Source organism: Phycicoccus sp. HDW14 (genome assembly GCF_011383005.1).
Lineage (GTDB): Bacteria > Actinomycetota > Actinomycetes > Actinomycetales > Dermatophilaceae > Phycicoccus.
The window spans coordinates 1,622,479-1,646,903 of the sequence record NZ_CP049935.1 but is presented as its reverse complement, the minus strand read 5'-3'; the positions used below and the strand labels follow the sequence as shown (position 1 = coordinate 1,646,903).

The following is a 24,425-nucleotide window of genomic DNA, read 5'->3' as shown; positions in this document are numbered from 1 at the left end:
CCCGAGGGATGGTTCGTGCGCAACGCCTTTCGGCTCGCCGAGGCCTTCCGGTCGGTTTCGTGACCTGCGAGGGTGGCCCGATGATCGACGAGGTCGCCGACGGGGTGTGGGTCCGGCAGAGCGAGTGGGTGTGGAGCAACGCGGTGGTGGTGCGCGGTGACGACGGGCTCGTCGTCGTCGACCCCGGTATCAGCGGCGCCGACCTCGACGAGCTGGCCGACGACATCGAGGGTCTCGGCGTCCCGGTCGTCGCCGGGTTCTCGACGCACCTGCACTGGGACCACCTGCTCTGGCACCCGCGCCTCGGAGACGTCCCGAGGTACGCGATGCCCGCCTCCGCGGTGGCCGCCCCGGGGTCCGCGCGCGTGCGGCCGAGATGGCGGAGCAGAGCACCACCGGGGTGCCCGTCGACCTCGTGGCCCTGGTGACGGCGCTGCCGGAGGACGGCGGACACCTGCCGGGCGAGGTCGTGGCCCACGATGCCCACGCCCTGGGCCACGCCGCGCTGCTGCTCGCCGACCGCGGAGTGCTGCTGGCCGGCGACATGCTGTCCGACCGCCTCATCCCGATGCTCGACCCGCGCCGGCCCGGTCAGGTGCAGGCGTACGCGGAGGCGCTGGACCGGCTGGAGGAGGCTGCCCGCCGTGTCGACGTCGTCGTGCCCGGTCACGGGTCCGTCGCGCGGGGTGCCGGGGTGGGGGAGCGGTTCGCCGCGGACCGGGCCTACCTCGACGCGCTGCGGCGGGGTGAGGAGCCGGACGACGCGCGGCTGCTCGAGCAGGACTGGCTCGCCGGCCCGCACCGCTCCAACCAGCAGCAGGCCGCCGCCCGCTGAGGCTCCGGGCTTCCGCCCGTCAGGTGCGGTGCTGGGGTTCGGTGCTGCGGGTGGTGCCGTGGGGGCCGTGCCAGGTGATGGTGCCGTCGGGGGCGAGGACGGGTCGCCAGCGGGCTTGTTGCTTGAAGCGGTGATGCCGCCGGCAGAGGCACTCCAGGCACTCCGGGGCGGTGGCACCGTCCGGCCAGGCTCGGACGTGGTCGAGGTCGCAGGCGGCTGCGGGCCTGGTGCAGCCCCACATCCGGCAGGTCCCGTCGCGGGTCTTGACGAAGTCGGCGATCGCCTTGGGTGGTCGATACGCGGTGGTGTTGACCGAGGCGAGGGTGCCGGTGTCGGCCTCGAGGACGGCTCGCGCGACGTCCATCGGGAGGAGCTTGAGGAGGTTCGCGAGGGTGGCTGGCTCGACCCAGCCGAGGTTCGGCAGGTGGGTCCCGGAGACGGCGAACCCGGGGGACACCTCGGCCATGAGGTCCGCGCAGTCCCCGTCGAGCTCAGCCGGCTCGGTGACCCAGGAGAGGGCTTCACGGCTGGCGGGGTCGAGGTCGCCGTAGCGGACCTCTGCACCCGTGGGGGCGTCGATGATCGTCTCGTCGTCGTCCCACTCCACCCGGAAGCGTTCCCCAGCAGCAGCCTCCGGTGCCGGACGGTCGGTGACGACGGGCACGCCGAGGGTGACCTGCGCGGACACGGTCACGTTCCGCAGCACCAGATCGGTCAGGGCATCCGCGCACGACTCCCGCACCGTCAGCGTGTCGTCGACCTGCCGGTACTCACCGGCCAGCTTCTCGACGGCCGACCACATCGCCGCCGACGTCGCCGTCGGGAGCGAGGCGAACCAGTCGGTCAACCCGTCCTCCCCGGGACGGACCTCCACGCACCGACCCCGCTTCCGCAAGGCCACGTATGCAGCGACCTGGTCCCCAGCCACCCGGGTCGCCACGCGACGCGCCTCCGACGTGACGCGGGCCGGGTCCATCACGGGCAGCCGCGGCGCCAGCTCGGCGTCGACCTTCACACAGGCCTCGACGTCCAACCCAGCGCAGGCGTCGACGACCTTCTGGGCGTTGACGGCGGCGAGGTCACCGGACAGGAGCAGGTCACGGGTCATCGGGAACCGCTCACCGAGCACCGCACCCAACGCCGCCTTCCGCCCCGCCACCCCCTCCGTCAGCCCGCACGCCAACGACATCTCCGTCGCGGCCATCGCATCCACGAACCCCACCGGATGCACCCGCTCCCACGACCCCGACCGCATCGTCGTCTCCACCCGAGCACCCCACGCACCCGCCACGGCGACCGCTCCATCCGCCGCGTTCGCCAGACCCTGCAGCTCACCCGCGACCTCGAAGGCCTCCTCCGCGGACAGCGAGCGACCGGACTCGGCGAGCTCACGACCCAGCCGCGCACACTCCTCGCGGAGTGCCGCGATGCGGCTGCTGATCGTCCCCCTGTCCATGCCTCATCCTACCCCGGACCGCCCACATCCGGAAGGCTCTGTCCACAGGTGATCGGTTCCAGCAGAGGCAAATTGATCACATCAAGTGCCGCCCTCGACGACCTCGTAGTGCGTCCACACCGAGCCCGCGTCGCCGTGCTCCGCACCGACCACGCGCAGCCGCACCGGTACCCCGTCGGGCTCCAGCGGTTCACCGTCGAGGAACGTCGGTGTGCCCAGCCCGCCGACGAGCACGGGCACGGTGACGACGTGCAGCTCGTCGACGAGGCCGGCCCGCATCAGCGCGCCGTTGACCCCACCACCACCGTCGGCCCGCACCGCCCGGACCCCCAGCTCGGTGCCCATCCGGCCCACCGCCCGTGCGAGGTCGACCCGGTCGTCGCCGCAGACGAGCCAGCCCACCCCGAGCTCCCGCAGCCGGGCGAGGTAGCCCGGGGGAGTGCGCCGGCAGACGAGCACGAGCAGGGCGGTCTCGTCGTCCCCCGTGAACGTCCACCCGACCCGACCCCGCCCGTCGACGACCGCGAACCAGCGGGGTGCCGTGCGCGGCAGGTGGTCGGGGTGGTCCCGTAGTCCGCCCTCGACCGCCCAGGGCGACACCGCGTCGTCCGTCACGAAGCTTCCGCTGCCCTCCAACGTCACGGTGGGGTGGTGCTGTGCCTCGACCCGGGCATCCCGCCGCCGGACGAGCCCCTCGACGTCCGCGGGCAGCGCGGCTCGCCACCGCTCGCCCACGGACGGGTCGAGGAGCAGCTGGTCGCGCCGGAGGGTGATGCGGCCGTCGACCGCGGCCGTCGTGGTGAGGACGACGCGCGGCCGGGACGGCGCGGGCGGGGTCATCGCCCCACGGTAGGAACGCCCACCGACACCCGAGACGCCCCGACACCACCGCCACCGCCGTCCTACCCTCGGGGCATGAGCTACGCAGGTGACGTCACCCCACCCGAGGCGTACGCCGCGGTCACCGGACCCGACGACGCCGTCCTCGTCGACGTGCGCACGACCGCCGAGTGGACCTACGTCGGTGTGCCCGACCTGTCCTCGTCCGGCCGCGAGGTCGCGTTCGTCGAGTGGAGCCGCTTCCCCGGGGGACCGTCAACGACCGGTTCGTCGACGAGCTGCGCGCCCTCGGGCTCGACGCCGGCCGTCCCGTGTACTTCCTCTGCCGCTCCGGGGTCCGCTCGGTCGCCGCCGCCGAGGCCGCCACCGCCGCAGGGCTCGGCCCGGCCTACAACGTGCTCGAGGGCTTCGAGGGCCCGGTCGACCACGCCGGCCACCGCAGCGTCTCCGGCTGGCGCAACGACGGCCTCCCGTGGCGGCAGCAGTGACCGCTCCCGACCCGGGCGTCCCGTCGTTCCGTCCGCGCACCCTCGCGGTGCGAGGAGGCCTGGCGCGCAGCGGTTTCGACGAGACGGCCGAGGCGATGTACCTCACCTCCGGCTTCGTCTACGAGTCCGCGGCGCAGGCCGAGGCCGCGTTCAAGGACGAGCTCGAGCACTACATCTACAGCCGGTACGGCAACCCCACGGTCAGCGTCTTCGAGGAGCGGATGCGCCTCCTCGAGGGCGCCGAGGCCTGCTTCGCCACCGCCTCGGGCATGTCCGCGGTCTTCACGGCGATGGCCGCCCTCTGTGGTGCCGGCGACCGGGTCGTCGCGAGCCGCGCGCTCTTCGGCTCGTGCTTCGTCATCCTCGACGAGATCCTGCCGCGCTGGGGCGTCGAGACCGTCTTCGTCGACGGCGCCGACCTCGACCAGTGGCGCGACGCCCTCGCCACCCCGACGACCGCCGTCTTCTTCGAGACCCCGAGCAACCCGATGCAGGAGCTCGTCGACATCGCCGCCGTCTCCGAGCTCGCGCACGCCGCCGGTGCCCAGGTCGTCGTCGACAACGTCTTCGGCACACCGGTGTTCAGCCACCCGCTGGCCCACGGCGCCGACGTCGTCATCTACTCCGCGACCAAGCACATCGACGGCCAGGGGCGGACCCTCGGCGGCGCGATCCTCGGCACCGCCGACTTCGTCGAGGGCCCGGTGAAGAACCTCATGCGGCACACCGGCCCGTCGATGTCGCCGTTCAACGCCTGGGTGATGACCAAGGGCCTGGAGACCCTCGACCTGCGGGTCCGGGCGATGGCGACCGCCGCGCTCGACCTCGCGCGGACCCTCGAGGGCTGGCAGCGCGACGGCCGGGGTGTCACCCGGGTCGTCCACCCGTACCTCCCGAGCCACCCGCAGCACGAGCTCGCCCTGCGCCAGATGGACGGGGGCGCCGGCACCGTCGTCACCCTCGAGCTCGACGGCGGCAAGGACGCTGCGTTCGCCTTCCTCGACGCCCTGCGGCTCGTCGACATCTCGAACAACCTCGGCGACGCCAAGTCGCTGACCACCCACCCCGCGACGACGACCCACCGCCGGCTGACCCCCGAGGCCAGGGCCGCGGTGGGCATCAGCGACGGCACCGTGCGGCTGTCGGTCGGCCTCGAGGACCCGCAGGACCTCGCCGAGGACCTCGAGCAGGCCCTGGCCGCCGCCGAGGCCACCCGCGGCTGACCCGCAACCCGGCTGTTAGCGTCACCGCCATGACCTCTCGCGACGCCGTCTCCGTCCAGCGCCTCATCCCCGCGCCGCCGGAGCCGATCTTCGACCTGCTCGCGGACCCCGCCGGTCACCAGCGCATCGACGGCGGCGGCTCGGTGCAGGGCGCCCGCAGCGGCGGGCGCCGCCTCGCCCTCGGCGACCGGTTCGGGATGGACATGAAGATCGGTGTCGCGTACTCGACGAGCAACACCGTCATCGAGTTCGACGAGAACCGCCGCATCGCCTGGCAGACGCTCGCCGGTGGTGCGCTCAAGAGCCTCGTGGGCGGCCGGATCTGGCGCTACGAGCTCGAACCGGTCGAGGGCGGCACGCTCGTCACCGAGACGTGGGACATCTCGCAGGAGGCCACGACGAGCAAGCCCGTCGTGCGCCGGATGGAGGGGATGACCCGCAAGAACATGGCGGCCACCCTCGAGCGCATCGAGGAGCTCGTCACCCAGGGCTGAGCCCTCGCGCCGCGGCGGGTCTCAGACCGAGGCGACCCGACGCTCCTCGGCGACTCCCGCCATCGCCCAGCGCACCGCACGCGTCCCGACGAGCCCGAGCACACCGGCCGCCCCCGCGACCGGCGCGGGCACCGGCAGCCGCAGCTCGCGTCGTGCCCAGTCGGGCAGCAGGGCCACCCCACCGGACGCGATGAGCCCGTAGCCCGCGCGCTGGGTCCACGGCAGCGGCGGGTCGAGCAGCAGGAAGCGTGCGGCGTCACGGGCGGCGGGCGTGGCCCGCAGCCCGGCCCGCTGCTCCTCCAGGGCCGCGGCGAGCCCGGCCACGGTGGTCGGGACCTCGACGGCGCCCAGCTGCCGGGCGACGACGCCCGACTGCTCGACGTACCGGTCGGCCTCCACGTCGGTGAGCGGGGTCGCCGAGTACCGCTGGTACGCACCGAGGAAGCTCCAGGCCTCGGCGAGGTGCACCCACTCGAGCAGGGCCGGGTCCGAGGCCGCGTACGGCACCCCGTCGGCATCTTTGCCGCGCACCCGCTCGTGGATGCCCCGGACCCGCTCCACCGCGACGTCGGAGTCCTCGACGGTGCCGAAGGTCGTCGTCGCGAGGAAGTGGGAGGTGCGCTGCAGCCGCCCCCACGGGTCGCCGCGGTAGCCGCTGTGCCCGGCGACTCCGGCCATGGCCGACGGGTGCAGCGACTGCAGCAGCAGGGCGCACACGCCGCCGGGGAACATCGAGGCGTCGGCGTGCACCCGCCAGACCGGGTCGTCCGGTCCGAACCTCCGCTCGCCCGGCCGGCCCCAGATGACGGCGGCGCGCTCGGAGGCGTCGTCACCCGCCACCCGTGCGCGCAGGGCGGCACCGAGGCGCCGCTGCACCCTGCGTCCGAGGTCGTCGACCACGCTCATGCTGCTCCGTCCGTCGGGGGTTGCCTACCCGCACAACGGGTCACGCACGCGGGGTACTCCGCGCTGTCGAAGGTTGGGTCAGCCGGCGGCCGAGAGGGCCAGCGCCGAGGAGCCGACGACCAGCACGGCGCAGAGCAGCCCGGCGGGCGCGAGCCACCGCCACGGCACGACGACGCCGCGGGCACGGCAGCGCTGGATCCACAGCAGCGTGGCGAGCGAGGCCCAGGGTGTGACGAGGGGCCCGGCGTTCGTCCCCACGAGCAGGGCGAGCAGGCGGGCCGCGGACCCGTCGGCGGCCGGCTCGAGCACGAGGTAGGCCGGCAGGTTGTTGACGAGGTTGGCGAGCCCGGCGCCCGCCGCGGCCATCGCCACGAGGGCCCCGGTGCCGGTGCCGGACGGGACGAGGCGGCTCACGAGGTCGGCCAGCCCGTGGTGCTGGAAGAGCTCGACGACGACGGAGATGGCGACGAACCCGGCGGCCATCAGCCACGGCACCGACAGGTCGCGCAGCAGGCGGCTGTCCCGCCGCCACGTCACCGCGAGCAGCAGCCCCGCCGAGACGAGCGACACGGCCCACGGCGGCGCGCCGAGCGCGAAGAGCGGACCGAGCACGACGCACACGACGGCCGCGACGCGCAGCAGCACCACGTCGTGCGGCTCCGGTGGGGGCGCCACCTCGTAGCGTCCGCGCAGGCTCCGGGTGTGCAGGGCGGCGACGAGCGCGAGCGTGACGAGCACCGCCACGAGCGCCGGCGCCCACGCCATCCGGACGTAGTCGCCGTGCCCGAGGCCCGCCCCCTCGAGCGTGTGCAGCGCCAGGAGGTTGGTGAGGTTCGAGACCGGCAGGAGGAGGGAGCCGGTGTTGGCGATCCACAGCGTCGTCACGGCCAGCAGGCGCGGGTCGAGCCCGACCTGGGCGGCGATGGCCAGTCCCACGGGCGTCAGCAGCACGGCCGTGGTGTCGAGGGACAGCACGATGGTCGCGAGCACGGCCAGCCCGGCGAAGAGCACCCAGAGCAGCCAGCGCCGCCCGCCACCGACCCGGGCCACCGCGTGGCCGGCGACGTCGAAGACGCCGGCCCGCTCGGCGAGCTCGGCCGTGACGGTGATGGCCAGGAGGAAGACGACGACGGGCGCGAGCCGCTCGGCGAGGGCCAGCGCGTCGGCGCCCGTCACCGGACGACCACGTCGAGGACCCAGGGAGCCCCCGCCCGGACCGGCTCGTGCAGCTCTGTGTCGAAGCCCCGGCCCACGACCTCCGCGACGGCCCGCACCGACCGCGCGGCCACGCCCTCGACGCAGAGGTGCCGGGCGACGAGGCCGCGGGTGTGCTTGGCCATGTGGCTGGCCCCGGGCACCCGGACCTGCACCCACCGGTGGGCCAGGTCGCGCCCCGGACGCCACGCCGCGGCGTAGGCCGCCGACCGGCAGTCGACGACGGCGCCGTTGCCGGCGGCGGCCGTGAGCGGGCCGTCGAGAGCCGGGCGCCAGCGCTGGGCGAGCGGACCGGTGCCGGGCAGCGTCACGCCCATCGACAGCCGGTACGCGGTGATCCGGTCGGCGGGCCGGACCGCGCCGTGGAGGGCGGAGACCACGACGAGCCACCGGTTGGCGCGGCGCCGGGCGGCGGTGTCGAGCGAGGCGAGGTCGAGCGCGTCGTAGAGGACGCCCGTGTACACCTGCGCCGCGGGCGTGGCCGGCAGCGTGTCGAGCACGAGGTTGCGCGCGACCTCGTCGAGCAGCCCTTCCGAGACCCCGAGGACCGCTGCGGCGTCGGGCGAGCCGCTGACCCCCGACAGCGCCCGCGCCACCTCCTCGCGCACCGGCCCGAGCTCGGGGAAGGACCACGTCGCCGGGTCGGCGGGACCGCCGCGCGGGCGGTTCCACTTCGTCTCCGACGGCGGCAGCAGGATGAGCACCGGCACAGCCTACGGACGGTTAGGGTCGGGCCCATGCCGCATCCCAGGGTCGTGCTGCGCCCCACCGACGCCGAGACCCCGAGCGCGGTCCGCCAGGCCCTCCTCGACCGGTTCGGCGCCGTCCGCGCCGAGCTCGGGATCGACGGCCCGTACCCGGCCGACGCCCTCGCCGAGGCCGAGCGGGTCGCCGCCGAGCCACCCGCCGGTGGCCACCCCGACGAGACCGACGTGCCGTACGTGACGCTCGACCCGCCCGGCTCGATGGACCTCGACCAGGCGCTGCACATCGAGCGTGACGGAGACGGGCACCGCGTCCGCTACGCCATCGCCGACGTCCCGGCCTTCGTCCACCTCGGGGGCGCGCTCGACCGCACCACCCGCGAGCGCGGCCAGACCGTCTACTGCCCCGACGAGCGCGTCCCCCTGCACCCGCCCGTCTTGTCCGAGAACGCCGGCAGCCTGCTGCCCGGCCAGGTCCGGCCGGCGTTCGTCTGGGACCTGCGCCTCGACGGCGAGGGGGTCCTCACCTCTGCCGAGGTGCACCGGGCCCTGGTCCGCAGCGTCGAGCGGCTCGACTACGACGGCGTCCAGGCCGCGGTCGACGGCGGCCACGCCGACGAGCGCCTGCTGCTGCTGCGCGAGGTGGGGGAGCGTCGGGTCGCCCAGGAGCGGGCGCGCGGCGGCGCCAGCCTCCCGATGCCCGAGCAGCAGGTCGACGCCCGCCCCGACGGCGGTTTCACCCTCAAGTTCCGCCCGCCCGTGGCCTCGGAGGAGTGGAACGCCCAGCTCTCGCTGCTCACCGGCATGGCCGCGGCGTCGATGATGCTCGACGGCGGGGTCGGGGTGCTCCGGACGATGCCGGGGCCCACCGCCGACGCCATCGAGCGCTTTCGCCGGGCGGCCCACGGGCTCGGGGTCGAGTGGCGTCCGGAGGTGCCCTACGGCGACCTCGTGCGCGGCCTCGACCGCACCGACCCGCGCCACCTCGCCCTCATCCACGAGGCGACCTCGCTGTTCCGGGGCGCGTCGTACACGGCCTTCGACGGTGCCGCACCCGCCGACCCCGAGCACGCCGCCGTCGCCGCGCCGTACGCCCACGTCACCGCGCCCCTGCGCCGGCTCGTCGACCGCTTCGGCCTCGTCGTCTGCGAGGCGCTCGGGCGCGGCGCCGAGGTGCCCGACGCCGTGCGCGCCGCCCTGCCCGACCTCGCCGAGCTGATGACCACCTCCGACCGCACCGCGCGGGCCGCCGAGCGGTCCTGCGCCGACGCCGCCGAGGCCGCCGTCCTCACCGGCCGGGAGGGTGAGCCGTTCGAGGCCGTTGTCGTCGACCACCTCGAGAAGGGGATGGAGGTCCAGCTCGTCGACCTGCCGGTCCTCGCGAAGGTCTCCGGAGACCGGGGTGCCCTCGGGTCGACGGTCACGGTGCGGCTCGACGTCGCCGACGTCGCCGGGAGCACCGTGCGCTTCGTGCGCTGAGCGCCGCCCGCGTCCCGCTCGACGAGCGCCATTGCGTCCCCGTCGGTAGCGTGCCGAGCGGCCGTCACCCGGCCGCCGACCACCGAGGGAGCCCACCATGCGCATCCGTCCAGCCATCGCCGCCGCCGCGTCCGCCGCCCTCCTCGTCCTGGCCCCGTCGGCCGCCGGGGCCGCCGCCCCCGCCGGTGGTCACGGGCACGGGCACGGTCCGAGCCAGGGCCCGACGCGCGGGCCGTGCGCCTACACGCCGCTCGAGGACCGGACGTACTCGACGTGGGTCGGGCTGCCCCCGGACCCGCGCCGGACGCCCGACCGCGGCCACGTGCGGGTGACCCTGCGCACCAACCAGGGCACCATCCCGCTCATGCTCGACCGGCGGGCGGCGCCCTGCACCGTCCAGAGCATCACCTTCCTCGTGCGGCGCGACTACTTCGACGACACCCGCTGCCACCGCCTCACCGCCTACCGCACCCCGCCGGCCGCCCTGTCGGTGCTGCAGTGCGGCGACCCGCTCGGCACCGGCAACGGCGACCCCGGCTACTCCTTCGCCGACGAGCTCGACTCCGCCCGGGCCCTCGAGAACTGGCCCGGGTTCCCCGACGGCAGCCGCAAGGTCTACCCGCGCGGGACGATCGCCATGGCCAACGCCGGCCCCGACACCAACGGCAGCCAGTTCTTCCTCGTGTACGAGGACTCCCGGCTGCGTCCCGACTACACGGTCTTCGGCCGGGTCAGCGAGTCGGGGATGCGGGTCCTCGACCGCATCGCCGCGGGCGGCATCGACCCCGGCACCGACGGGACACCGGAGGACGGCGCCCCCGCCCGCCCGGTGCTCATCCGGTCGGCCACGACCCACCGCTGAGCGCCCTACACTGGGAGCGGACGAGTCGGGCGGACGGTCGCGTCGGTGGGCAACCACCGCCGAGGAAGGTCCGGGCTCCGAAGGGCAGGATGGTGGCCAACAGCCACCCGGGGCGACCCGCGGGACAGTGCCACAGAGAACAGACCGCCACCGGTGCGCGAGCACCGGCGGCAAGGGTGAAACGGTGGTGTAAGAGACCACCAGCGGCCTGGGTGACCAGGTCGGCTCGGTAAACCCCATCCGGAGCAAGCCCAGACAGTGTGCGTTCGAGGGCGGCCCGCCCGAGCACACGGGTAGGGCGCTGGAGGTGGTCGGCAACGGCCACCCGAGATGGATGACCGTCACCGCGTCGCCGGCGACGGCGGCGCGGGACAGAACCCGGCCTACAGCCCGACTCGTCCCTCGCCCGCGCCACGGCGCGCTGACCAGCGGGTTTGCTCTGCACCGAGCGGCCGGTGACGACGGTGTCGGCGGTTAGGGTGGACGGTCCAGACCCCTCCCGGACCAGGAGCACCCTTGGGCAGCGACCCCGCGACCGACCTCGACCTCGCGCACCGACGCGTGATGGCCGCGACGCGCGACCTCGACGGCGCCACCGTCCGCGAGGTCCTGCTCGACGCACTCCTCGTCTCCGGGGTCGACGCCACGGTCACCGGCGTGATGATGCCCGTGCTCCGCGAGGTCGGCGACGACTGGGAGGCCGGCCGGCTCGGGGTCGTCCACGAGCACTTCGTCTCCAGCGCCTTCCGCGGCGTCCTCGGCGAGCTCCGGCTGCCCGTCCAGGGCCCCCAGGCGCGCACGGTCGTGCTCGCCTGCCCGCCACGGGAGCTGCACGACCTGCCCCTCGAGCTCTTCGGCGCGATGCTCCACGCCCGCTGGTGGCGCGTCGTCAGCCTCGGCGCGAACTCGCCGATGACCGCCATCGCCGAGGCGGTCCGTTTCCTGCGCGCCGACGCCGTGGTCCTCGCCGGGGTGCGCCGCACGGCCTTCGAGGCCCGGCTGCCCGCCCTGACCCGGCTGGCCCGCTCGGTGCCGCTCTTCGTCGCGGGCGAGGGCGCCAAGGCGCTCCTCGAGGCGCCTCCCGAGGTGCGGGTGCTGCCCGACGACCTCGTCGACGCCGCCACCCTCGTCGACGCCGTCGTGCGGCCCGCGGCCCACGACCTCCTGCCCGCCGGCGGGGACGCCGAGCCCGCCGTCGGCTGAGCCCGGCGACACCGGTCCCTCCGTCACGCGGGCCCGGCGCCTAGCGTGGGGCCATGCGGATCACCCACCTCGGCCACGCCTGCGTCCTCCTCGAGATGGCGGACACCCGTCTGCTCATCGACCCCGGCACCTTCGCCGAGGGCTTCTCCGAGGTGCGCGACCTCGACGCCGTCCTCGTCACCCACCAGCACCCCGACCACCTCGACCCCGAGCGCGTGCCGGGGCTGCTCGCCGCCAACCCCGGCGCCCGGGTGCTCACCGACGCCGGCAGCCTCGAGACGCTCGCCGGGCTCGGCATCGACGCGCAGGCGCACGACGGGCCGACGGTCGTCGGGTCGGTCACCGTCACCCCGGTCGGCGAGCTGCACGCCCTGATCCACGACGACATCCCGCGCATCCCCAACGTCGGCGTGCGCCTCGACGCCGACGGCGAGCCGTCGTTCTTCCACCCCGGCGACGCCCTCGACGCCGAGCCGGGCGAGGTCGACGTCCTCGCCTTCCCGCTCCAGGCCCCGTGGCAGCGCAGCCGCGAGATGACCGCGTTCCTGCGCCGGTGGGCACCGCGGCACGCGATGCCGGTGCACGACGGCCTGCTCCAACCGCGCGGGCGCGAGCTCTACCTCGGGCAGGCCCGCGGGCTCGGGTCGCCGGACACCGAGATCCACGACCTCGCCGGGCGCGGCGCGGTCGAGTTCGGCCTGGGGGAGTAGGCCGCCCGCTCAGCCGGTGTGCTTGCCGTGCCGCCGCTGGGACGCGGTGGCGAGCACGGCGGCACCGATGATGCCGGCCTTGTTGCGCAGCTGCGCCGGCACGATCGGCGTGCGGATGTCGAGCAACGGCAGGAACTGGTCGGCGTCCTTGGAGACCCCGCCGCCGACGACGAAGAGGTCCGGCCACATGAGGTCCTCGAGGTGGCGGTAGTAGGCCTGCAGCCGCTCGGCCCACTCGGGGTAGCTGAGCCCCTCGCGGGTCTTCGCCGAGCTGGCGGTGCGGGGCTCGGCGTCGGACCCGTCGATCTCGATGTGCCCGAGCTCCGAGTTCGGCACCAGCACACCGTCGTTGAAGATCGCCGTGCCGATGCCGGTGCCGAGCGTCGTGACGATGACGACGCCGTCGTGGCCCTTGGCCGCGCCGTAGTTCAGCTCGCCGACCCCGGCCGCGTCGGCGTCGTTGACGACGACGACGTCGTGCTGGAGGCGCTCCTCGAGCAGCTTCTCGATCTCGCAGCCGATCCACGACTTGTCGATGTTCGCGGCGGTCTTGACCACGCCGTGCTGCACGACGCCGGGGATCGTCACACCGATGGGGGAGTCGCTGCGCACCTCGTCGAAGTGGTCGACGACCTGCGCGATGACCTCGCAGACCGCCTCCGGGGTCGAGACCGCGGGGGTCTCGATGCGCAGCCGCTTCGTGGCGAAGTCGCCGGCCTCCAGGTCGACGGGTGCGCCCTTGATGCCGCTGCCGCCGACGTCGATGCCGAGGGGGTGTCCGGTGCTCATGCTGCCTCTCCCAGGGTGAGGATCTCGGGGCCGTCCTCGGTGACGAGGACGGTGTGCTCGAACTGCGCCGACCGCCGCCGGTCCTTCGTGACGACCGTCCAGCCGTCGTCCCACATCTCCCACTCGTGGGTGCCGAGGTTGAGCATCGGCTCGACGGTGAAGGTCATCCCCGCCTCGATGACGGTGGCGTAGGACGGCGCGGCGTCGTAGTGCGGGACGATCAGCCCGCTGTGGAACGCCGAGCCGATGCCGTGCCCGGTGAAGTCGCGCACGACCCCGTACCCGAACCGCTTGGCGTAGGACTCGATGACCCGGCCGATGACGTTGATCTCGCGTCCGGGTCGGGCCGCGCGGATGCCGCGCATCATCGCCTCGTGGGTTCGCTCGACGAGCAGCCGCGACTCCTCGTCGACGTCGCCGACGAGGTACGTGGCGTCCGTGTCGCCGTGCACCCCACCGAGGTACGCGGTGATGTCGATGTTGACGACGTCACCGTCCTCGAGCCGCCGGTCGTCGGGGATGCCGTGGCAGACGACCTCGTTGACCGACGTGCACAGCGACTTCGGGAAGCCCCGGTAGCCGAGCGTCGAGGGGTAGGCGCCGTGGTCGAGGAGGTACTCGTGCCCGACCCGGTCGATCTCGTCGGTGGTGACACCGGGGGCGATGACGGCGGCCGCGGCGGCCATCGCGTCGGCAGCGACCCGGCCGGCGACGCGCATCCGCTCGATCGTGTCGGCGTCCTTGACCTCGGGGCCGGTGTACGGCGCGGGGGCGGGCCGGTCGACGTACTCGGGGCGCTCGATCGTGGCGGGCACCGGGCGCCGCGGCGAGACCGCGCCGGGGGCGACGCTCGTGTGGGTCGAGGGCATAGGTTGGAGTCTAGGCAGAGCGCCCCGGCGAAGGAGAACCCGAGATGCCTTACTGGTACAACGTCGACAGCGGCCAGGTCGAGACCGACGACACGCGCAGCCAGGACGCGAACGTCCTCGGCCCCTACGACTCTCAGGAGGCCGCGGCCCGCGCCCTCGAGAGCGCCCGCGAGAAGACCGAGCAGTGGGACGCCGAGGACCGCGAGTGGGACGAGAAGGGCTCGACCCCGGCCGGCTGACCCTCAGCCGCCGAGCAGGCGATGCACGCTGAGCGCGTAGTCGCTCGCGGCCGTGAACGGCGCGCGGTCCCAGCCCGACCAGCGCCCGATGAACGACAGGCCCGCGGCCCGCGCCCAGCGGTCGTAGTCGCGGACGTCGACCGCGGCAGCCCCCGGCGGCACCGACCCGTCGAGCGCGAACCCCGCGACGAGGTGCCCGCCCGGCACGAGGTGCGCGGCGAGCCGCTCGAGGACCGCGGGCAGCGTGCCGTCGGCGAGGTAGGGCACGACGTTGCCGGCCAGGAGGACGACGTGGAACTCCTGCTCGGTGCGCAGGTCGAGCGTCGAGAGGTCGGCCACGAGGTACCGGGTGCGCCGGTCCTCCTGCGCGAGCGCGATGAGGTCCGGGTCGGCGTCGACGCCCACGGCGTAGTGGCCGAGCCGGGTCAGCTCGCCGGCCACCCGGCCGTAGCCGCAGCCGGCGTCGAGGACGCGCGAGGGCGGAGGGGCCAGGGCGGTGACGAAGCGGGCCTCCCCGTGGAGGTCGACCCCCTGCTCCGCGAGCTCGAGGAAGTGCTGGCGGTAGGCGCGGGCCGCGTCGGGTCCGTGCCGGACGCCGGACCACCGGGTCGGGGGGCCGGGACGGGAGGGCGGCGGGCCGGTGGTCCACATGCCACTCGGACGCTCCCAGTCGTGGCCCGGGTTCCCCGTCATGACTCGAACGAGTGCTCGGCGGCGGGGAAGCTGCCGTCGGCGACCTCGCCGGCATAGGCGCCGGCCGCCCGCAGCAGCTCGCCGCGCAGGTCGGCGTACTTCTTGACGAAGCGGGGAGCGCGCCCGCCGCGCAGCCCGGCCATGTCCTGCCAGACGAGCACCTGGGCGTCGCAGTGCGGCCCGGCGCCGATGCCGATGGTGGGGATGCGCAGGGTTCTGGTCACCTCGGCCGCCGCAGGGGCGGGCACCATCTCCATGACGACGGCGAAGCACCCCGCCGCCTCGAGGGCGAGGGCGTCGGCGAGCAGCTTGTCGGCACCCGCGCCCCGGCCCTGCACCTTGTACCCGCCGAGCACGTGCTCGCTCTGCGGGGTGAAGCCGATGTGGCCCATGACGGGGATCCCGGCCCGCACGAGCAGCTCGACCTCGGGCACCATCGCCGCGCCGCCCTCGAGCTTGACCGCGTGGGCCATCCCCTCCTTCATGAAGCGGGTGGCGGTGGCCAGGGCCTGCTGCGGGCTGGCCTGGTAGGAACCGAAGGGCAGGTCGGCGACGACCATCGCCCGTCGGGCGGCGCTCGTGACGGCGCGCACGAGCGGGACGAGGTGGTCGACGGTGACGGGGACCGTGGTCTCGAAGCCGTAGACGTTGTTGCCCGCCGAGTCGCCGACGAGCAGGACCGGGATGCCGGCCTCGTCGAAGATCTCGGCCGTGTACATGTCGTAGGCGGTGAGCATCGCCCAGCGCTCGCCGCGCTCCTTCATCTGGAGCAGGTGGGGCACCCGGACCCGCCGCTGGGGGCGGCCTGGGCTCCCGTGCCGTAGGGGGCGGTGGTCTCCGGGGCGGGGGCGGCGGGCGTGGACTCGCTCATGGCGACGATCGTAGGCCCGCGGCGCCCGGGCGCTCGGAGGGCACCGGGCGTCCTCGGAGGGTGACGGGCCCGACTTGTACCGCACCCTCGGAACTTGACCAAAACCTTAAGGTCGGTGTCTCGTCATCCGGTCCACAGCGGTCTAGGGTCCCGTGACAGTGCTGCCCGGCTACTCGCAGGGGTTGCACGGTCCCACACACCACACCGCAGGAGGACCACGTGCGTAAGACCGCAGTAGGGCTGTTGAGCGTAGCCCTGGCGTCCGGGCTCGGGACGGCATACGCCGGCCCCGGGCTCGCCGCGAGCCCACCATCCGCGCCGTCCGGGGATGTGTCGACGGTCGCCCCGTCCGACTCCCTCCCCGACCCGATCGCCGACAAGAGGGCGGACCTGCGTGAGCAGGCCGTCTCCTCGGTGCTCCAGGGGACGGCGAAGCCGCAGCAGGTCAACGGCAGCACGGTGGTCAAGGTCGGCCAGACCGAGTCCGCCGCCACCGCCGCCAAGAACGGCCGGTCGGCACAGAAGGCGAAGAAGAAGGACCAGTACGTCGAGCTGGCGCGGGAGAGCACCGACAAGCTCTTCGTGCTCCTCGTCGACTTCGGCAACGAGCGCCACCCGAACTACCCGGACCAGGACACCGACCCGGACACCCCCGGCCCGACCCGCTTCGACGGCCCGGCGTTCAACCAGATCCCCGAGCCGAACCGTGCCGTCGACAACAGCACGGACTGGAACCCGAAGTACAACCGGGCGTACTACAACGACCTGTACTTCGGCAACGGTGCCGTCACGGGCACCGAGTCGATGCGCCAGTACTACGAGCGTCAGTCCTCGGGCCGCTACTCGGTCTCCGGCCTGGTCACCGAGCCGGTGCGGGTGAAGTACAACGAGGCGCGCTACGGCCGCAGCGACGGGTACCCCTGCGCGAGCAACGTGTGCAGCAACACCTGGAACCTCATCAGCGACGGCATGGCCGCGTGGGTGGCCCAGCAGAAGGCCGCCGGGCAGACCGACGCGCAGATCAACGCCACGCTGAAGAAGTACGACGTCTGGGACCGGTACGACAAGGACGGCGACGGCAACTTCAACGAGCCCGACGGCTACATCGACCACCTGCAGATCATCCACGCGGGTGGCGACCAGGCCGACGGTGACCCGTACCAGGGCGAGGACGCCATCTGGTCGCACCGCTGGCGCGCCTTCCAGACGCCCAACCAGGCGGCGCCGTACCCGGCCCTCGGTGGCACGCAGATCGGCACGAGCTCGATCTGGGCCGCGGACTACACCGTCCAGCCCGAGAACGGTGGTCTCTCGGTCATCGCGCACGAGTTCGGCCACGACCTCGGCCTGCCGGACCACTACGACACCTCGGGCCCGTCGTCGGCGAACGAGAACCCGGTCAACTGGTGGAACATCATGGCCCAGAGCCGTGTCTCCGCCCCCGGTGACAACGCCATCGGCTCGCGGGCCGCTGACCTGTCCGCCTGGGACAAGCTGCAGCTCGGCTGGCTCGACTACGAGGTGATCGCCCCCGGGCAGAACCGCGTGCTCGACATGGGTCCGCACGAGTACAACTCGAAGAAGCCGCAGGCCGCCGTCGTGGTGCTGCCGGAGAAGCAGGTCGACACCGAGCTCGGGGCCCCGTTCGCGGGCGCCAAGCAGTGGTACTCGGGTGCCGGTGACGACTACACCGCCACCATGGGCCGCTCGGTGGCCGTGCCGGCCGGGACGACGACCCTGTCGTTCCAGGCTCGCTGGAACATCGAGGACTGCGGACCGGACGCCTGTGACTACGCGTTCGTCGAGGTCGACGACGGGACCGGCTTCAAGGCCATCCCCGGCTCGATCACGAAGGCCGCGGAGGGCAACGCCATCGACGGCGACCAGGCCGCGTGGACCCCGGCGACGTTCGACCTGTCGGCCTACGCCGGCAAGACGGTCAAGCTGCAGGTCCGCTACGCCACCGACGGTGCGGCCCAGGGGCAGAACCCCGACCGCCCGTCCGGCATCTTCGTCGACGCCATCAAGGTCACCAACGGCAGCACCGTCCTCCTCGAGGACGGCGCGGAGTCCGGGGCCAACGGCTGGACGCTCGACGGCTTCACCGCCGTCGGTGCCGCGTCCTCTGCGAGCTACCCGTGGTACTACATCGCGAGCAACCGCGAGTACGTGAAGTTCGACAAGTACCTGAAGACCGGCCCGTACAACTTCGGGTTCCCGAACAAGCCGGACTTCGTCGAGCACTTCCCGTACCAGGACGGCCTGCTCATCTCGCTCTGGGACACCTCCCAGTCGGACAACAACACGAGCCAGCACCCCGGTGAGGGTCTCGTGCTGCCGATCGACGCCCACCCGCGGACGATCTACAACCTGGACGGGCAGCCCTGGCGGCCGCGCATCCAGATGTACGACGCCACGTTCGGGCTGCAGAAGGCCGACTCGTTCACACTGCACAGCGCGACGACCGGCCGGGCGAGCTACGTCCGCGGTCAGGACGCCCAGCCGCTGTTCGACGACAGCAACCCCGCCCGGTACTTCAAGACCGACCAGCCCACCGGCGGCGTGACCGTCGCGGGCAGCGGGACGAAGATCCGGGTCCTGTCGGAGAACGGCACCTCGGTGCGCGTCCGCTTCGACACCCGCCTGGTCACCCCGTAACGCGGGAGGACCAGCACCACCCTCGACGGGCGGTGGGTCGGAGGATCACCTCCGGCCCGCCGCCCGTCGGCGCGTCACGCGCGCGACACACGGATGCGGCAGGATGCCGTGCATGGACCGTCAGCAGGAGTTCGTCCTCCGCACCATCGAAGAGCGCGACATCCGGTTCGTCCGGCTCTGGTTCACCGACGTCCTCGGCACGCTGAAGTCGGTGGCCATCGCGCCGGCCGAGCTCGAGGGGGCGTTCGCCGAGGGCATCGGGTTCGACGGGTCGGCGATCGAGGGGTTCGTCCGGGTCTACGAGGCCGACATGCTCGCCAAGCCCGACCCCTCGACCTTCCAGGTGCTGCCCTGGCGCGGTGACACCAACGGCACGGCCCGGATGTTCTGCGACATCACCCTTCCGGACGGCACCCCGAGCATGGCCGACCCGCGCCACGTGCTGCAGCGCGCGCTGTCGAAGGCCGCCGACATGGGCTTCACCTTCTACACCCACCCCGAGATCGAGTTCTACCTCCTCGAGCAGGGCTGGCGCCGCGGCGAGACCCCCGAGCCGATCGACACCTCGGGGTACTTCGACCACACGCCGCACGGCAGCAGCGCCGACTTCCGCCGCGCGGCCATCACGATGCTCGAGACGATGGGCATCTCGGTCGAGTTCAGCCACCACGAGGGCGGCCCGGGGCAGAACGAGATCGACCTGCGCTACGCCGACGCCCTGACGACGGCCGACAACATCATGACCTTCCGGACCGTCGTCAAGGAGGTCGCGCTCGAGCAGGGCATCTACGCGACGTTCATGCCGAAGGTGTTCGCCGAGCACCCGGGCTCGGGCATGCACACCCACATGTCGCTCTTCGAGGGCGACACCAACGCCTTCCACGAGCCCGGCGCGCCCTACCAGCTCTCGAAGGTCGGCCGGCAGTTCATCGCCGGCCTGCTGCGCCACGGCGCCGAGACCGCCGCGGTCACCAACCAGTGGGTCAACAGCTACAAGCGGCTCTGGGGCGGGGGAGAGGCACCGGCCCACCTCACGTGGGGGCACAACAACCGCTCGGCCCTGGTCCGGGTGCCGATGTACAAGCCCGACAAGGGCCAGAGCACGCGGGTCGAGGTGCGCAGCATCGACACCGCCTGCAACCCGTACCTGACCTTCGCCGTGCTGCTCGCCGCCGGGCTCAAGGGCATCGAGGAGGGCTACGACCTCCCGCCCGAGACCGAGGACGACGTGTGGAGCCTCACCGACGGCGAGCGCCGCGCGATGGGCATCCGGCCGTTGCCGGCGAGCCTGTCCGAGGCCATCGAGGTGATGGAGTCCAGCGAGCTCGTCGCCGAGACCCTGGGCGAGCACACCTTCGACTTCTTCCTGCGCAACAAGCGCGCCGAGTGGGCCGACTACCGCAACCAGGTCACCGCCTTCGAGCTCGAGCGCTACCTGCCCTCGCTGTGACGGTGCGCCGGTGAGCTCACGCGCCCCCGAGTCCGTCCCCGCGGGGATCGCCCGGCTCGGGTTCACCGACCCGCGCCGGGCCAACGCGCTGCTCGACGACCCGGTCCTCGGCGACATCGCGGGCACCCGCGACCGGATCGACGCCGGGGGCTGAGCGAGGGGCTGTCCCGGGCCGCCGACCCCGACGGCGCGCTGCTCGGGCTCGTCCGGTTCATGGAGTCGGCCGCGGCCGTGCCGGGGCTGCGCGACGCGGTCGTCACGGCCCTGCGCGACGACTCGACCGCCCGGCGCCGGCTGCTCGCGGTGCTCGGCGCCTCCTCCGCGCTCGGCGACCACCTCGTGGCCCACCCCGAGCACTGGACCGCCGTCACCGAGGCCCGGCCGGTCGCGGCGTCCGAGCGGGTCGAGCGGCTCGTGGCGGCCGTGACGTCGCCGGGGACGCAGACGCCGGCCGACGCCCTGCGCGTCGGCTACCGCGAGCAGCTGCTCGGCATCGCCGCGCTCGACACGACCGCCGAGGACCCGCTCGAGGCGCTGCCCGCGGCTGCCGCGGCGCTGGCCGACCTCGCGGCCGCCGCGCTCGAGGCGGCGCTGCGCATCGCGCGCGAGGACGTGGGGGAGGAGGCCGCCCGCACGCGGCTGGCCGTCGTCGCGATGGGCAAGACCGGTGGGCGGGAGCTGAACTACATCTCCGACGTCGACGTCATCTTCGTCGCCGAGCCGGCCGAGGGGGTCGCGGAGGAGGAGTCGACGGCCGTGGCCACCGACCTCGCGACCCGGCTGATGCGGCTGTGCTCGGCGTCCACGGGGGCGGGGTCGCTGTGGCAGGTCGACCCGGCGCTGCGCCCGGAGGGCAAGAACGGGCCGCTCGTGCGCACCGTCGCCAGCCACCGCGCGTACTACGAGCGGTGGGCCAAGACGTGGGAGTTCCAGGCGCTGCTCAAGGCCCGCCCGGTCGCGGGCGACACCGAGGTCGGACGGGCCTACTGCGACGCCGTGCAGCCGATGGTCTGGCAGGCCTCGACCCGCGAGAACTTCGTCGACGACGTGCAGGCGATGCGCCGGCGCGTCGAGGAGCACATCCCCAAGGCCGAGGCCGAGCGCCAGATCAAGCTCGGGGCCGGGGGCTGCGCGACGTCGAGTTCTCGGTGCAGCTGCTCCAGCTCGTCCACGGCCGGGCCGACGAGTCGCTGCGCACCGCGACGACCCTCGAGGGGCTCGAGGCGCTCTCGGCCGGCGGGTACATCGGACGCGAGGACGCCGCCACGCTCGGTGCCGCGTACCGGTACCTGCGGGCGCTCGAGCACCGCATCCAGCTGCACCGGCTGCGCCGCACGCACCTCATGCCCACCGGCGAGGACGACCTGCGCCGGCTCGGTCGCTCGCTCGGGCTCCGGTCGTCGTCGGCCGCCGCCGTGCAGGAGCAGTGGCGCGCCCGGCGCCGCGAGGTCCGCCGGCTGCACGAGCGCATCTTCTACCGGCCGCTGCTCTCGGCGGTGGCCCGGCTGTCCGACCAGGACGTCCGCCTCACCCCGGAGGCCGCTCGGGAACGGTTGTCCGCGTTGGGTTTCCGCGACCCCGCCGGCGCGCTGCGCCACCTCGAGGCGCTGACCGGTGGCGTGAGCCGGCGCTCGTCCATCCAGCGCCAGCTGCTGCCCGTGATGCTCGGGTGGTTCGCCGACGAGGCCGACCCCGACGCCGGCCTGCTCGCGTTCCGGAAGATCAGCGACGAGCTGGGCTCGACGCACTGGTACCTGCGGCTGCTGCGGGACGAGGGCTCGGCCGCAGAACGGTTGGCGCACACCCTCGCCCGCAGCCGGTACGCGGCGGCGCTGCTCGAGCAGGCGCCCGAGTGCGTCCAGTTCCTCGGCGACCCGGGCACGATGACGCCGCGCTCGCGCGAGGACGTGCTGCGCCGCATGCGTTCGGCGGCGGGGCGCAAGGACGACGCCGAGTCGGCCGTGCTGGCGGCGCGCACCATCCGCCGCTCCGAGCTGTTCCGCATCGCCGTCGCCGACCTCCAGGGGCTGGTGACGCTCGGCGGGCTGGGCGAGGCGATGACCGACCTCACCGCGGCCCTGCTCGAGGTGACCCTCGAGGTCTGCCTGCGCGAGGTCGCCGGCGACGACGAGCCGCTGACCCGCCTGCTCGTCGTGGGCATGGGCCGGCTCGGGGGCGGCGAGCAGGGGTACGGCTCCGACGCCGACGTCATGTTCGTCCACGACCCGGTGCCCGGGGTCGACGAGGCCGCGGCACAGGGCCAGGCGCTCGAGGTGGTCAAGCGGCTCATCGGGCTGCTCGGGCGCAACGGGCCCGACCCCGTGCTCGACGTCGACGCCTCGCTGCGCCCGGAGGGCAAGAACGGCCCGCTCGTGCGTTCGCTGGCCTCCTACCGGGAGTACTACGCGCGCTGGTCGCTCGTCTGGGAGGCCCAGGCGCTGCTGCGGGCCACGCCGGTCGCCGGGGACGCCGGGCTCGCCGAGGAGTTCGTCGAGCTCGTGGCGCCCCTGCGCTGGCCCCCGGGTGGCCTGACCGCGGGCCAGGTCCGCGAGATCCGCACGCTCAAGGCGCGGATGGAGTCCGAACGGCTGCCGCGCGGCGCCGACCGCAAGACCCACTTCAAGCTCGGGCACGGCGGGCTCTCCGACGTCGAGTGGGTCGTCCAGCTGCTCCAGCTCTGCCACGCGGGCGAGCACGCCGCCCTGCGCACACCGTCGACCCTCGGTGGCCTCGCGGCCGCCGAGGAGCTCGGGCTCATCGAGGCCGAGCACGCGGCGGCGCTGTCGGCGTCGTGGCGGCTCGCGTCGACGATGCGCAACGCCGGGGTCCTGTTCCGTGGCAAGGGGGTAGAGGCCGTGCCGTCCTCCGACCGCGACGCCGACGGGGTGTCGCGCATCCTCGGCATGGACACGCACACCGCTGAGGCCCTCGGGGAGCGGTACCGCCGGGTGGCGCGCCGGGCCCGCGGCGCCTTCGAGGCCGAGTTCTTCGACGGCTGAGCGTTCGGCCGTCGACACCCGGCGACGGCGGGTCGGGACCGAAACCTAGACTGGCGGGCATGTCCGAGAGCCCGACCCGCGTCATCCCCCGGCTCGACCTGCGCGGCCGCCGGCCCGGTCTGCGCGAGCTGCGGGCCGCCCTGCCCCGGGCCGAGTTCGACGTCGAGGCCGCCCTCGGCACCGTGCGGCCCATCGTCGAGGACGTCCGCGACCGGGGCTCCGCCGCCCTCCTCGACGCCGCCTGGCGCTTCGACGGCGTGCGGCCCGCGTCGCTGCGCGTCCCGGCCTCCGTCCTCGCCGCCGCCGTCGACACCCTCGACCCGGCCGTGCGCGCCGCCCTCGAGGAGTCGATCCGCCGTGCCCGGCTCGTGCACGCCGACCAGCGTCGCACCGACACGACGACCCGGGTCGCCGACGGCGGCACGGTCACCGAGCGCTGGGTGCCCGTCGACCGGGTCGGCCTCTACGTGCCCGGGGGCCTCGCGGTCTACCCGAGCAGCGTCGTGATGAACGTCGTGCCGGCCCAGCTCGCCGGCGTGCCGAGCCTGGCCGTCGCGAGCCCGCCCCAGCGCGACCACGACGGCTGGCCGCACCCGACCATCCTCGCCGCGTGCCACCTGCTCGGCGTCGACGAGGTCTACGCGATGGGCGGGGCGCAGGCCGTCGCCGCGTTCGCGTACGGGTTCGACGAGGGGGAGGAGACCTGCGAGCCGGTGGCCCTGGTCACGGGCCCCGGCAACATCTACGTCGCCGCGGCCAAGCGCCTGCTCAAGGGCATCATCGGCATCGACTCCGAGGCCGGCCCCACCGAGATCGCCGTCCTGGCGGACGCCGCCGCCGACGCCGAGCACGTCGCCGCCGACCTCGTGTCCCAGGCCGAGCACGACCCGCTGGCCGCGGCCGTGCTCGTCACCGACAGCGTCGAGCTCGCGGAGGCGGTCGAGTCGGCGCTGGTCCGTCGCGTGGCGGCGACCAAGCACACCGAGCGGGTGGCCACCGCGCTCGCCGGGCAGCAGTCGGCCGTCGTGCTCGTCGACGACCTCGAGGTCGGGCTCGACGTCGTCAACGCCTACGCCGCCGAGCACCTCGAGATCCACACCGTCGACGCCGCCGGGGTCGCGGCCCGGGTCCGCAACGCCGGCGCGGTGTTCGTCGGCACCTGGGCGCCGGTCAGCCTCGGCGACTACTGCGCCGGCTCCAACCACGTGCTGCCCACCGGTGGCTGCGCCTGCCACAGCAGCGGCCTGTCGGTGCAGTCCTTCCTCCGCGGCATCCACGTCGTCGAGTACGACGAGGTCGCGCTGCGCGAGGTCGGCGGGCACGTGGTGACGCTCGCCCGGGCCGAGGACCTGCCCGGGCACGGTGAGGCCGTCCTGGCCCGCGTCCCCGAGGTCGAGCCGGGCGCCTGACCGATGAGTTCGGCGCCGTTCCCCGGTCGGACC

The 24,425-nt window shown here is 73.9% G+C and carries 21 protein-coding genes, 1 other RNA gene and 3 pseudogenes; 16 read left to right on the top strand and 9 right to left on the bottom strand.

Annotated features, from left to right (window positions below):
- The first annotated feature begins 8 nt into the window (after nucleotides 1-8).
- A pseudogene (locus tag G7075_RS21055) lies at nucleotides 9-835 on the top strand (MBL fold metallo-hydrolase).
- A gap of 19 nt (nucleotides 836-854) precedes the next feature.
- Here G7075_RS21055 and G7075_RS08100 read toward each other — a convergent pair.
- Together G7075_RS08100 and G7075_RS08095 are read right to left on the bottom strand one after the other, a co-directional pair.
- Nucleotides 855-2,291 carry an HNH endonuclease signature motif containing protein gene (locus tag G7075_RS08100; RefSeq protein WP_166120749.1) on the bottom strand — a complete coding sequence of 479 codons (1,437 nt, stop codon included), beginning with the start codon at nucleotides 2,289-2,291 and terminating at the stop codon, nucleotides 855-857.
- An 81-nt stretch (nucleotides 2,292-2,372) separates the two neighbouring features.
- Nucleotides 2,373-3,131, bottom strand: a complete 759-nt coding sequence (locus G7075_RS08095; protein WP_166120746.1) for a dihydrofolate reductase family protein — start codon at nucleotides 3,129-3,131, stop codon at nucleotides 2,373-2,375.
- A gap of 230 nt (nucleotides 3,132-3,361) precedes the next feature.
- Here G7075_RS08095 and G7075_RS22655 point away from each other — a divergent pair, with 230 nt between their 5' ends.
- From G7075_RS22655 to G7075_RS08080, 3 genes are read left to right on the top strand one after another with little or no spacing between them, the layout of a single operon-like run.
- Nucleotides 3,362-3,619, top strand: a complete 258-nt coding sequence (locus tag G7075_RS22655) for a hypothetical protein (RefSeq protein WP_371814210.1) — start codon at nucleotides 3,362-3,364, stop codon at nucleotides 3,617-3,619.
- A complete protein-coding gene (locus G7075_RS08085; RefSeq protein ID WP_205860652.1) occupies nucleotides 3,616-4,842 on the top strand; it encodes an O-succinylhomoserine sulfhydrylase in 1,227 nt (408 codons plus the stop codon). The genes G7075_RS22655 and G7075_RS08085 overlap by 4 nt, the downstream gene beginning before the upstream one ends.
- A gap of 29 nt (nucleotides 4,843-4,871) precedes the next feature.
- Nucleotides 4,872-5,336 (top strand): SRPBCC family protein, encoded by a 465-nt coding sequence (locus G7075_RS08080; RefSeq protein ID WP_166120743.1) that lies wholly within the window; start codon nucleotides 4,872-4,874, stop codon nucleotides 5,334-5,336.
- 21 nt (nucleotides 5,337-5,357) lie between these two features.
- Here the strand turns inward: G7075_RS08080 and G7075_RS08075 are convergent, their stop codons facing one another.
- The 3 genes from G7075_RS08075 to G7075_RS08065 all read right to left on the bottom strand — a co-directional run bounded on the left by G7075_RS08075 (nucleotide 5,358) and on the right by G7075_RS08065 (nucleotide 8,161).
- Complete coding sequence (locus tag G7075_RS08075; protein ID WP_166120740.1) at nucleotides 5,358-6,242, bottom strand: oxygenase MpaB family protein; 885 nt, start codon at nucleotides 6,240-6,242, stop codon at nucleotides 5,358-5,360.
- 78 nt (nucleotides 6,243-6,320) lie between these two features.
- Nucleotides 6,321-7,418, bottom strand: coding sequence for an SLC13 family permease (locus G7075_RS08070; RefSeq protein ID WP_166120738.1), 1,098 nt, complete (start codon nucleotides 7,416-7,418; stop codon nucleotides 6,321-6,323).
- Nucleotides 7,415-8,161, bottom strand: coding sequence for a YaaA family protein (locus G7075_RS08065; protein WP_166120735.1), 747 nt, complete (start codon nucleotides 8,159-8,161; stop codon nucleotides 7,415-7,417). The genes G7075_RS08070 and G7075_RS08065 overlap by 4 nt, the downstream gene beginning before the upstream one ends.
- 33 nt (nucleotides 8,162-8,194) lie before the next feature.
- Here G7075_RS08065 and G7075_RS08060 point away from each other — a divergent pair, with 33 nt between their 5' ends.
- From G7075_RS08060 to G7075_RS08040, 5 genes are all read left to right on the top strand, one after another.
- Nucleotides 8,195-9,640, top strand: coding sequence for an RNB domain-containing ribonuclease (locus G7075_RS08060; protein ID WP_166120732.1), 1,446 nt, complete (start codon nucleotides 8,195-8,197; stop codon nucleotides 9,638-9,640).
- A 97-nt stretch (nucleotides 9,641-9,737) separates the two neighbouring features.
- The gene (locus G7075_RS08055; protein WP_166120729.1) at nucleotides 9,738-10,502 is read left to right on the top strand and encodes a peptidylprolyl isomerase; all 765 of its coding nucleotides are present in this window, start codon (nucleotides 9,738-9,740) and stop codon (nucleotides 10,500-10,502) included.
- 21 nt (nucleotides 10,503-10,523) lie between these two features.
- Nucleotides 10,524-10,904: RNase P RNA component class A (rnpB, locus tag G7075_RS08050), an RNA gene on the top strand.
- 114 nt (nucleotides 10,905-11,018) lie between these two features.
- Nucleotides 11,019-11,705, top strand: coding sequence for a B12-binding domain-containing protein (locus G7075_RS08045; protein ID WP_166120726.1), 687 nt, complete (start codon nucleotides 11,019-11,021; stop codon nucleotides 11,703-11,705).
- A gap of 53 nt (nucleotides 11,706-11,758) precedes the next feature.
- Nucleotides 11,759-12,415, top strand: coding sequence for an MBL fold metallo-hydrolase (locus tag G7075_RS08040; protein WP_166120724.1), 657 nt, complete (start codon nucleotides 11,759-11,761; stop codon nucleotides 12,413-12,415).
- A 9-nt stretch (nucleotides 12,416-12,424) separates the two neighbouring features.
- On the opposite strand, the gene ppgK is transcribed toward G7075_RS08040, so the two are convergent.
- Nucleotides 12,425-13,204 (bottom strand): polyphosphate--glucose phosphotransferase, encoded by a 780-nt coding sequence (ppgK, locus tag G7075_RS08035; RefSeq protein WP_166120721.1) that lies wholly within the window; start codon nucleotides 13,202-13,204, stop codon nucleotides 12,425-12,427.
- Entirely contained in the window at nucleotides 13,201-14,073 is an 873-nt protein-coding gene (gene map / locus G7075_RS08030) for a type I methionyl aminopeptidase (RefSeq protein ID WP_166120718.1), read from the bottom strand. The genes ppgK and map overlap by 4 nt, the downstream gene beginning before the upstream one ends.
- Before the next feature lie 44 nt (nucleotides 14,074-14,117).
- Between map and G7075_RS08025 the strand changes: the two genes are divergently transcribed.
- Nucleotides 14,118-14,312 (top strand): methionine aminopeptidase, encoded by a 195-nt coding sequence (locus G7075_RS08025; protein WP_166120715.1) that lies wholly within the window; start codon nucleotides 14,118-14,120, stop codon nucleotides 14,310-14,312.
- 3 nt (nucleotides 14,313-14,315) lie between these two features.
- On the opposite strand, the gene G7075_RS08020 is transcribed toward G7075_RS08025, so the two are convergent.
- Both G7075_RS08020 and panB read right to left on the bottom strand, forming a co-directional pair.
- Nucleotides 14,316-14,963 carry a bifunctional 2-polyprenyl-6-hydroxyphenol methylase/3-demethylubiquinol 3-O-methyltransferase UbiG gene (locus G7075_RS08020; protein ID WP_166120712.1) on the bottom strand — a complete coding sequence of 216 codons (648 nt, stop codon included), beginning with the start codon at nucleotides 14,961-14,963 and terminating at the stop codon, nucleotides 14,316-14,318.
- A 38-nt stretch (nucleotides 14,964-15,001) separates the two neighbouring features.
- Nucleotides 15,002-15,876: pseudogene (gene panB, locus G7075_RS08015) on the bottom strand (3-methyl-2-oxobutanoate hydroxymethyltransferase).
- Between the two features lie 330 nt (nucleotides 15,877-16,206).
- Between panB and G7075_RS08010 the strand changes: the two are divergent.
- The 6 genes and pseudogenes from G7075_RS08010 (at nucleotide 16,207) to hisD (ending at nucleotide 24,392) form a co-directional block, all read left to right on the top strand.
- Nucleotides 16,207-18,534: an immune inhibitor A domain-containing protein gene (locus tag G7075_RS08010; RefSeq protein WP_205860651.1), complete on the top strand. Its 2,328-nt coding sequence runs from the start codon at nucleotides 16,207-16,209 to the stop codon at nucleotides 18,532-18,534.
- Nucleotides 18,535-18,646: 112 nt separating this feature from the next.
- On the top strand, nucleotides 18,647-19,984 hold the full coding sequence (glnA, locus tag G7075_RS08005; RefSeq protein ID WP_166120704.1) for a type I glutamate--ammonia ligase: 1,338 nt from the start codon (nucleotides 18,647-18,649) through the stop codon (nucleotides 19,982-19,984).
- Between the two features lie 10 nt (nucleotides 19,985-19,994).
- On the top strand, nucleotides 19,995-20,138 hold the full coding sequence (locus G7075_RS22650; RefSeq protein WP_371814207.1) for a hypothetical protein: 144 nt from the start codon (nucleotides 19,995-19,997) through the stop codon (nucleotides 20,136-20,138).
- A 59-nt stretch (nucleotides 20,139-20,197) separates the two neighbouring features.
- Nucleotides 20,198-20,905: pseudogene (locus tag G7075_RS22645) on the top strand (bifunctional glutamine-synthetase adenylyltransferase/deadenyltransferase); the annotation flags it as partial.
- Between the two features lie 227 nt (nucleotides 20,906-21,132).
- Nucleotides 21,133-22,983 carry a bifunctional [glutamine synthetase] adenylyltransferase/[glutamine synthetase]-adenylyl-L-tyrosine phosphorylase gene (locus tag G7075_RS22640; RefSeq protein WP_371814206.1) on the top strand — a complete coding sequence of 617 codons (1,851 nt, stop codon included), beginning with the start codon at nucleotides 21,133-21,135 and terminating at the stop codon, nucleotides 22,981-22,983.
- A gap of 59 nt (nucleotides 22,984-23,042) precedes the next feature.
- Nucleotides 23,043-24,392, top strand: coding sequence for a histidinol dehydrogenase (gene hisD, locus G7075_RS07995; RefSeq protein WP_166120701.1), 1,350 nt, complete (start codon nucleotides 23,043-23,045; stop codon nucleotides 24,390-24,392).
- Nucleotides 24,393-24,425: the final 33 nt, after the last annotated feature.